This window comes from Escherichia sp. AM3 (assembly GCF_032029835.1).
Taxonomy (GTDB): Bacteria; Pseudomonadota; Gammaproteobacteria; order Enterobacterales; family Enterobacteriaceae; genus Escherichia; species Escherichia coli.
Genome location: NZ_JAVUPQ010000488.1, coordinates 1 through 638, shown reverse-complemented (window position 1 = coordinate 638; position 638 = coordinate 1). Strand labels below are relative to the sequence as shown.

The window sequence follows — 638 nt, the reverse complement described above, 5'->3', positions numbered from 1 at the left end:
AGGTAACATGTTTTTTTCTGAAAGTTTATATTGGACTTATAAGAAGAAAAATCCAAAGTTTATTGTTAAATATTTTTTAAAAAGATAATCATATGACTAAAATTGATGTGCTACTCGCAACGTACAATGGTGAGAAATATGTTAAAGAGCAAATCTCATCAGTTCTTAATAATTTTGATAAACTAAAAAATTCGGAATGCACCATATTAATTTCAGATGATGGTTCTACAGACAACACCGTGGATATAATTAAACGTATGTCTGAGGAAGACCCAAGGATTTTGTTTTTAGATGGTAATAAAAAGGGGGGGGTAAAATATAATTTTAACTACTTAATTCAACATACAGATGCAGATTATGTGTTTTTTTGTGATCAGGATGACTTGTGGTTGCCAAATAAAATGCACATCTTTATGGATAGATTCAACATCGAAGAAGTTAATTTTAATGGTCCTATATTAGTCCACTCAGACTTATGTGTAGCAGACAACAATCTTTCGCCTATAAATGTGTCAATGTTTGATTATCAAATGATAAATAAATCTCCGAATCTAGCAGAATTATTGGTGAGCAATTCTGTCACTGGATGTGTAATGGCGTGTAATAAAAAATTAATTGATGGAATCAAACTGTCGCAG

At 30.7% G+C, this 638-nt stretch carries 1 protein-coding gene; it reads left to right on the top strand.

What is annotated here, in order from left to right:
* Nucleotides 1-92: 92 nt before the first annotated feature.
* Nucleotides 93-638 (top strand): glycosyltransferase (locus RTW80_RS26780; protein ID WP_312721120.1); only part of this gene is annotated, 546 nt, incomplete at its 3' end.